The organism is Vicinamibacterales bacterium (assembly GCA_036496585.1).
In the GTDB taxonomy this organism is placed as follows: Bacteria; Acidobacteriota; Vicinamibacteria; order Vicinamibacterales; family 2-12-FULL-66-21; genus JAICSD01.
Window position 1 is genome coordinate 25,208 of the sequence record DASXLB010000025.1, and the last position, 7,822, is coordinate 33,029.

The 7,822-nt window shown below is 67.2% G+C and carries 7 protein-coding genes; 1 reads left to right on the forward strand and 6 read right to left on the reverse strand.

Annotated elements, in window-relative coordinates:
* Positions 1-58: 58 nt before the first annotated feature.
* Positions 59-2,527: a PAS domain S-box protein gene (locus VGI12_08650; protein ID HEY2432732.1), complete on the reverse strand. Its 2,469-nt coding sequence runs from the start codon at positions 2,525-2,527 to the stop codon at positions 59-61.
* A 100-nt stretch (positions 2,528-2,627) separates the two neighbouring features.
* Between VGI12_08650 and VGI12_08655 the strand changes: the two genes are divergently transcribed.
* Complete coding sequence (locus tag VGI12_08655) at positions 2,628-3,011, forward strand: PilZ domain-containing protein (GenBank protein HEY2432733.1); 384 nt, start codon at positions 2,628-2,630, stop codon at positions 3,009-3,011.
* A gap of 2 nt (positions 3,012-3,013) precedes the next feature.
* Here the strand turns inward: VGI12_08655 and VGI12_08660 are convergent, their stop codons facing one another.
* The 5 genes from VGI12_08660 to VGI12_08680 form a co-directional block, all read right to left on the reverse strand.
* Positions 3,014-4,426 (reverse strand): M20/M25/M40 family metallo-hydrolase, encoded by a 1,413-nt coding sequence (locus tag VGI12_08660; GenBank protein HEY2432734.1) that lies wholly within the window; start codon positions 4,424-4,426, stop codon positions 3,014-3,016.
* Positions 4,427-4,479: 53 nt separating this feature from the next.
* Positions 4,480-4,893 (reverse strand): gamma-glutamylcyclotransferase family protein, encoded by a 414-nt coding sequence (locus tag VGI12_08665; GenBank protein HEY2432735.1) that lies wholly within the window; start codon positions 4,891-4,893, stop codon positions 4,480-4,482.
* A 151-nt stretch (positions 4,894-5,044) separates the two neighbouring features.
* Positions 5,045-6,157 (reverse strand): hypothetical protein, encoded by a 1,113-nt coding sequence (locus VGI12_08670; protein ID HEY2432736.1) that lies wholly within the window; start codon positions 6,155-6,157, stop codon positions 5,045-5,047.
* An 85-nt stretch (positions 6,158-6,242) separates the two neighbouring features.
* On the reverse strand, positions 6,243-7,079 hold the full coding sequence (locus VGI12_08675) for an ABC transporter permease subunit (protein HEY2432737.1): 837 nt from the start codon (positions 7,077-7,079) through the stop codon (positions 6,243-6,245).
* A partial coding sequence (locus VGI12_08680) for an ABC transporter ATP-binding protein (GenBank protein HEY2432738.1) occupies positions 7,079-7,822 on the reverse strand: 744 nt, incomplete at its 5' end. The genes VGI12_08675 and VGI12_08680, both read right to left, overlap by 1 nt.

A 7,822-nucleotide genomic window follows, 5' to 3' on the forward strand; every position in this document is an offset into this window, starting at 1 on the left:
TCGATTGACGATCGGCGATTGGCACTTCAATCGGCACTCGGCAGTCGGCACTCGGCAGTCAGACGGCCACGTCGACGCCGCCGAGCACGCGCTCGAGATCGCTGACGGTGAACGGCTTGGTCAGCACCGGAATGCCGGCGAACTCGCGGTCGAGGCTGCTCAGCGTCGAGGGGTCCCCGGTCACGAAGACGAAGCGCCGCGCGACATCGGGCTGGGTCGCGGACAGATGGCGCAGACAGTCCAGGCCATTCCCGTCGGCGAGGCGCAGATCGCAGAGCACCAGGTCGAGCAGCGCGCCGGCCGCGGCGGTCTTCGACTCGGCGAGCGAGGCCGCCTCGATGACCGTGTACTGGCGCCTGGTGAGCAACCTGACCAGCAGGTCGCGAATTGGCCGCTCGTCTTCGATGACCAGCGCATAGCGAGTGCCGGCCGCGGGGGACGGAGTTGACCTCCGCGCCGGAGTCACGGCCGAAGCGGCGTCGGCGGCTGGCGGCGATGCGGCGGTCGCCGGATCAGGGAGAGCCTGGGCGGGAAGGGTGAGCTGAAAAGCGGCGCCGGCGGCGGTGTCGAGCAGCTCCAGCGACCCGCCGTGCGCCCTGGCGATCCCCAGGCCCAGCGACAGGCCGAGGCCGGTGCCTTCTCCCACTTCTTTCGTCGTGAAGAACGGCTCGAACACTCGTCCACGCAGCTCTGGAGTCACGCCCGGGCCGTCGTCGACGACCTGCAGCGTGTGCAGGCGCGCGCCGCCGCCGGTGCGGATGACGATCCGGCCCGGGTGATCGCCGATCGCGTGCTCGGCGTTGAGCACGAGGTTCAAGGCGACCTGCTGGATCTCCTCGCGGTTGACGAGCACCGGCAGCATGCCGTCGGCGAGATCGAGGGCGAGCGTGATGTTCTGCTGCGCGAGGTGGTGCTCGCGGAGACCGGCGGTCGCGCGCGCGATCTGATTCAGATCGGCGCGGACGCGGTCGCCAGGGCTCTTGCGTACAAAGGCGAGCAGGTTCCGGACGATCTGGCCGGCGCGGGTGGCTTCCTGCCGTATCAGGTGGAGATCGCGCGTGTGGTCGACGCCGTTTTCCTCGAGCATCAGCTCGACCGAACCGATGATCGTCTGCAGCGGGTTGTTGATCTCGTGCGCCACGCCGGCGACCAGCTCGCCGACCGCCGACAGGCGTTCGCTGTGAACGAGCTTGTCCCGCAGCTTCAGCTCGTCGGTGATGTCGCGCTGCACGCCGACGAAATGGGTGACGTGCCCGGACCCGTCGCGCAGCGCCACCACCGTGCACGACGCCGGGAAGCGGTCGCCGCTCTTGCGGCGATGGACCAGCGTGCCGCGCCAGACGCCCTGCTTGCGCACCTCGGTGCCGATGTCGTCCACTGACGGGTCGGCGTCGCGCTCGAGGAGCGACGCCAGCCGCATCCCCTGCAGCTCCGCGCGGGTGTAGCCGAGCGCCTGCACGCAGGCGTCGTTGGCGTGCACGAAGACGCTGCGCGCGTCGGTGATGAGGATGAGGTCGCCCGTCTGCTCGGTGGCGGCGGCAAGCAGCCGCATCCGCGCATCCGACCGCTCGAGCTCACCGCTCTCGACCGACAGCCGCAGCGTCAGCAGTCCCAGGCCCGCCACCATCGAAAGAATGGTGAGCAGCAGCCGGACCGAGTCGGCGGGATCCCCCATCGGCTGAACGCGCAACAGCCCGAAGCCGATCGTCGGAATGAGCAGCACCGGGGTAGCCGAGATAACGGCCGTCCGCCAGCCGCCGCGCGGCGGGTTCTCGTCGGCCCATCCGGCCGAGGCCGGCGATTCGTGCGCCGCCCACAGATATCCCATGTAGGGAACGATCCACGCCAGGTCGTAGATGCTCCCTTCGTAGTAAAGATTGGCGCCAATCGCGGCGCTGGCGAATCGGCGCAGGAAGAAGCCAAGCCCCGTCACAGCGGTGAGCACGATGAACGTCCTGCTCCACGCGGTTTTCCGAGCGAACCACGCCGACCCCGCCAGACCGGCGAAGAGGACGAACCGCTGCACCTGGACGAGCGTCAGCAGTGTCGATTGCGGCGATGGACGGCCATCGGCCGGCACGACGCTCGGCACCATGATGAAGTAGGCATAGACGAACCCCATCAAGGTTGCGTAGCTCGCCATGTCGAGGCCGATCGGCCAGCTGTCGCCCCTGCGGATGCCGCGGTGCGGGCGCGCGAGCAGCGCGACGACGGGACCGATGCCGCCGCACAGGCTGAACATCGTGTGCCACTGCACCCAGCTGACCTCGGCGCTGACGCTGTTGACGGCGAATCCGCATTCGCCGATGCACCACAGCAGGAATCCGGCCGCCGCGGCGTCCCAGAACAGGCGGTGCGTCCCCTCCCAATCGCGGCGGCGGCGGAAAATCACGGCGCAGACCGTGAGCACCAGGAGGATGAGCAGCGCGTCAGCGACGACAATGCGTACGAGGGGGTACGCGGCGAGTCCCACCCCCGCCGCCAGGTAGACGAGCGTGTACAGGATTGCGAAGATCAGGAAGTGCAAGATGGCCCTAAACGAGGGGAGGATTTGACTGTACGCGCAAATCCAGCCGCCGTCAATCTGCACGCCGCCGGCATGGATTTAGTATAGTCACCGGCATCTCATGACCGACGAGAGCCAGCGCGACGAGCGCGTCATCGTACCGTCTCCCCTGCACGGCGAGGTGCAGGTTTATCAGCCGATGACCATTCTCGACATCAGCCGCGGCGGCACGCAGATCGAGACGGCGTTTTCGCTGCAGGTCGACTCGCTCCACGACTTCCGCATCTCGCTCGGCGAACGGTCGATCGTGGTGAAGGGACGCATCGCCAGCTGTCACGTCGGCGAATCGAGGGAAGGCGTGACCCTGCACCGCATCGGCGTCGAGTTCATCGAAACCTCCGGCCACGTCCAGTCAGCGCTCACCCACTTCGTCGAGGCCCTGAAACTGGTGCAGCGCGCGCACGCCCCCACCCCGTCGGTGATCGAAGGACAGATCGCCGAATAGCGCTACGACTCGACGCGCGGCGGCGACACGTACACGCTGACGGTGCTTTCGTGGCCATCGGTGTCGACGGCGGCGACGCCGAACACCCAGTCGTCGATGTTCATCCGGGGGAACGTGTACTCGGAGACGGCGCCGACGGTGATCTCGTGCTCCCAGCCGGGCGCCCAGGCGCTGCGCCAGAAGATGCGATAGCCGGCGGCGCCGGGCGATGCCTCCCAGCGCAGGTGGGCGTCGTAGCCGGACGGACGGCGATCGAGCGTCGGCGTGAGGCGGCCGCTCGCCGGCGCCTTGCGGGCGACGGCCGGCGGCGGAGGCGCGAGCGCCAGCGTCGCCATCGCGGCAGCGTTGAGGCGCGCGTTCTGCGCGAGATAGTGGACGTCGACGCCGTCGAGCGTGTCGTTCGGGCCGTGCTGCTTCCCGTAGTTCTCCTTCGACTCGCGGAACCCGATCGCGGCGAACCCCTCGGCGTTGAGCGCGCTGTGGTCGCCGCCGCGGCTGAATCGATCGGCGCGCGCCATCAGCCGCACCTGGTGATCGGGCACATAGGCGGCGCCAATTCGCGCCGCAAACACCGCCAGCTCACGAGACGGCGAATCCTCCGGCCCCTCCGAGTAGATGCGAACGGTGGCGCTGTCGACGCTGCCGTCGCCGCCGTGCGAGTTGCCGACGATGTCGTCGTTGAACCACGCCTGGATCGGGATGCTCTGCGCCTTTGCCATCTTGGCGTGCGCGCCCGAGCCGATCAGTCCCTGTTCTTCGCCCGCCACGCACATGAACACAAGCGTCGCGTCGAAATCGATCCCGCTCTCGGCGAAGACCCGCGCCAGTTCCATCGACAGCACCGTCCCGCTCCCGTCGTCGTTGGCCCCGGGCGCATCGATGTTGTAGTCCTGGCCGGGACGGGTCTGGGGGTCGGCTGAGACTGGCGGGCCTCCGGCCGCCGTCGCGGGCGGCGCTGCCCCGCCGCTGCGCTGCGGCGCGCCGCCGGCGTTGTTGCCCTGCTGGCCGGCGGCGCCGAGGTTCAGCGAATCGTAGTGGCCGCTGACGTAGATGCGCCGCGGCGAGCGGCCGGGCAGCACCGCCAACACGTTGCGGAGCTCGACATCGCGCGTGATGCGCCCCTTGGCTGGAATCTGGTAGGTGTCGAAGCTGACCTGCAGGCGCGGACTGCTCCGCTTCAGCTCGTCGAAAATCCACTGGCGCGCCGCGCCGATGCCGCGCGCCGGCGATGTGGCGTCGGACAGCGTGTTCCGCGTGCCGAATCCGACGAGCCTGCTCAGCAGCTGCTGCATGCGCTCTTCGGAGATTGAGCCGAGCAGCTTGACAATGCGCGGATCGATCGAGGCCGCCGGCGCCTGCGCATGCACGCCCGCCGTCGACGCCACGACCAGCATCATCCCCGCTAGCCCGAGCACCCTTAGCACCTTCAGCACCCTTAGCACACGCACCTTTCGCCCCCTTAGCCCCTTTAGCACCCTTTGCACCCTTGCGAGACGTGCCCCAGATAATCGCCTGACGCGATGCGCGGCGCCTTGCCGAGCGGCGCGTTGTAAAAATACGCCCACGCCCTGGCATGGCTGCCGTCGGGCAGCGCCACGTCGGTCTGCGCGCGGGCGTAGAGGCTGCGATCGGGATCTTCGGGCCGGTAGCCCTCGATGTCGTCGAGGGCGGCGAGCACCGCCGGCGGATCGCTCATGTCGTAGAGCTCCCCCCAGACGCGCCCTTCGCTCGCGGGCACGAGCGCCGGATAGAGACCGAGATCGAACAGCGCGCCGTGCGTCTCGGCCCGGCCCAGATAGCGAAGCTTGTCGTCGATCCCGGCGCGCCGCCGCCGGTCGAACCCCGCCATCAGCGTGCCGTAGAAGAAGACGAGCTCGGACACGATGTGAAGACTAGCACGGGGGAGGGGCGCTGGAGGACGGGGGCGGACAGCCGGGAGACGGCCACACGGTCGTACAACAAAGAGGGAGTGGCGAATGGCCACTCCCTTGATAACAGCGAGGCACTATCCCCGCCCGACGCACCGGCCGCCGTTAGCGGTTCGGCGTCGGCGGCTTGGGGGCTTCCAGAGCGTGCAAGGCCTCGCCGTGCAGCTCGTGAAGTTGCTTGGGAAGCTGATGCAGCGCGCTGCCGTCGTGCGGGAATTTCGCCAGTGCGTCGAACACGTCCGACGGGACGGCGAACGAGAGCGCAACGGTCTTGCCGGTTCCGGAGAGCTGCAGCGAATTGATCATCGCGGTGGCCTTCGGATCGCTCTGCATGCGGCCCAGGGCGAGCAGCCCCTGCACGACCTGGCGCAGGTTCTCGGCCGACTGGTCGTCGCGCGTCTCGGCGCGGAGCATGCCGCTCAGGCCGCCGTCGATGTGGGTCATCACGGCGAAGGTCTTGATTGAGGGAATCTTGCTGGCGATCTCGGGAGAGAGGTGGACCTGGCTCTGGATGGCGTCGAAACGGCCGACCGCCCAGGCGTTGTTGCCGTTGTCGATGTCGGCCACCAGCTCCATCATGTCGTTGTTGCTGGTGATGCTGCGCGCCGAGAGCTGCGCGTCGATCGAGCTCTTGATCGCGTCTTCGCTGCCGATGCCGACGAGCCCTGGCTCGAGAAAGGCGAGGACGATCGTGTGCGGCGGCTTGCCGACCGTCGTGCCGTCGGGCGCGACGTTGACGGCGGTGTGATCGACATTGGTCGCCTTGACCAGCCGCTTACCCTTGTATTCCTCGACGACGCCGCCGTGCTCGCGGACGAGGGATTCGAGTTGCGTCGTGTTGAACCGCCCGCGCGCAACCACCAGTCCGTTCGGCTGCTGCTGGAGGCCGGCGGCGCCCGGAGTGGTCATCGCCGCCACCACGTAATCGATGTCGTGCTCGATGTCGATCCCGGTCTCCGCGGCGAACTCACGCTGGCCAGTTTCATTGGGCAGCGCCGCTTTCATCTTCTGGCGCAGGTCCGAATCCATCACTTCGCGCACGTTCGCGTAGGCGACGACAGTCGCATCGGCCGGCACGTAGCTCAGTTCCGACGGCCCGGACCGGGAGGCCGCCAACGACGGGAAACCGCCGCCGTAGTAAGCGACGAGCCCCGTTCCCAGCCCGACCACGACGATGCCCGCCGAAGCGGCCATGAAATAACGCGTCTTTTTCGTCATACGCGGCGACCCCTCTGGAGGATTATACAGATCTCTTGGGTAAAAAGTTCCGCTTGCGGGATCTAAGTGTCCGGGATCGAACAGGTTACTGTTCGAGGACGTATTCCTTGCGCTCAACACTTACAGCCGCAATCCACAGAAATCCGAGCAGAATCACGGCCAGCCAGAAGAGGGCCTGTGGCGCGCTGGGATTTTCGTGAAAGATCCCCTGGATCAGCGAGAGCACGTTGTCGTTGGGCATCGCGTGGGGCACGAGCGCCTGCAGGTAATAGGCGACCGTGAACTTCTTGAGGTAGCCCGGGAAGGCCAGCGCCACCTGCTCCCAGCCGAAAATGAAGATCAGGCCGACCAGGAGCGGCCGCTTGAAGCGCGCGCCGATGCACGCGAACACCGCTCCGTAGGCCGCCAGCCCGATGGCCAGCAGCACCAGGTCCTTGACCAGGTCGAGGAACGACCCGCCCAGACTGCCGCGGAGCGGGACGATGCAGAGGTAGACGATGACCACCGACGGCAGCACGACGAAAATCGTGCAGGCGAGGTAGGCGAGGAACTTGCCCACCAGGACCGCACCACGCGGAACCGGCCGGGTAAACAGATAGGTGATCGTCTTGTCTTCGATTTCGTCAGCGATCAGCGATGTACCGTAGAACACGCCGAGCACCGGCACGATGAAGCGAAGATAGAACACCCAGATCATCAGCCCGAAGATCGACGGGCCCGCCATCCGCATCCCGTTCATCTGGAACACCGGCGCGCCGAACGTGTCGAGCGCCCGCAGCAGGACCGAGATCAGCACCGGCGCGCCGACCACCAGGCCCATGAAGATCGTCCGGCGCGACCACAACATCTCGCCGATCGAGAGATCGAAGACCCGCATCGCCGAAACGAGATAGCCCGGCGTGCGGGTCGGCGTCTGCATCATCACTTCACCAGGTACTGGAAGACGGCCTGCAGGTTGTCGTCGGGGGACGTCACCTCGTCGATCGCGCCGCACTCGCCGCTCGCCGCCAGTTCCGTCACGCGTGCGTAGAACAGATCCGGCTTGCCGGTCTCGACGACGACCGCGCCGGGCTCGAACTTCAGGCTGCGGATGTCGTCTTCCGCGCGGTCGAGGAAGACCCGGGCGATGCGCAGCGGGTCGTCGGCGCGGACGTAGACGGTGTGCGGGTGCTCGTCGATCAGTTCGCGGATCTGGTGGATGTCCCCCTCGGCGAGGATCCGGCCGTTGTTGATCAGCAGGATGTTGGAGGTCATCGACTCGATCTCGTGCAGGATGTGGCTCGAGACGATGACGCTCTTGCCGGCGCGGGCCCACTCACGGATCAGGCGGACGGTCTTGCGCCGGCCGATCGGGTCCATGCCGGAGAGCGGCTCGTCGAGAATCAGCAACTGCGGATCGTGGACGAGCGCCTGCGCCATCTTCACGCGCTGGCGCATGCCCTTGCTGTAGGCGCCGATTTTCTTGTTCGCCGCCTCCATGAGGTCGACGTCGGTCAACGCCTTCTTCGCGGCCTCGTCGGCCTCCCGCTCGCTGAGCCCGTTCAGGCGCACCAGCGCGGTCACCCACTCGAGGCCGGTCATCCGCTCGTAGAAGGCGTCCTGCTCGGGGCAGAATCCGATCCGGAAATAGATCTTCGGATTGCGCCAGATCGGCTCGCCGAAGAC